General features: G+C 54.5%; 1 protein-coding gene. It reads left to right on the forward strand.

Annotation, left to right across the window (positions count from 1 at the left end):
* A partial coding sequence (locus ALO_RS19870) for a solute carrier family 23 protein (protein ID WP_040294036.1) occupies positions 1–563 on the forward strand: 563 nt, incomplete at both ends.

Raw genomic sequence — 563 nt, forward strand, 5'->3', positions numbered from 1 at the left:
CTGGCGCCGGCAGCTACCGACATGGCTGGGCTGACAGGAAAGCAGTTTGAACAGTTTGGCATCACCTACGGTCAGGCCGTAACAGTATCGATGTTCACTCTGGCCGTTACCGTTCTGGGCTCGGTGCTGCTGCGGGGATTTCTGGCCGCCATTCCGGTCCTGATCGGTGTTGTGTCCGGCTACATTCTGTCTTTGTGGATGGGCATTGTGGATCTTAGCGCCGTAGCGGCTGCCCCTTGGTTTGAAGTGCCTACTTTGTATGCTCCAGTCTTTAATCTGAACGCCATCCTGATGATTATGCCGGCTATGCTGGTGTTGCTGGCCGAACATATTGGCCATTTGGTGGTTACCGGTAATGTGGTGGAGCGCAATTTGTTGAAAGACCCGGGGCTGGACCGTTCCCTGCTGGGGGATGGCATCTCGAATGTGCTTTCCGGTTTTGCCGGAGCTACCCCGAATACGACTTATGGCGAAAACATCGGTGTCATGGCTATTACTAAGGTATTCAGCGTCTGGGTTATCGGCGGCGCGGCTGTGATTGCGATTGTGATTTCGTTCATCGG

This window comes from Acetonema longum DSM 6540 (assembly GCF_000219125.1).
Taxonomy (GTDB): domain Bacteria; phylum Bacillota; class Negativicutes; order Sporomusales; family Acetonemataceae; genus Acetonema; species Acetonema longum.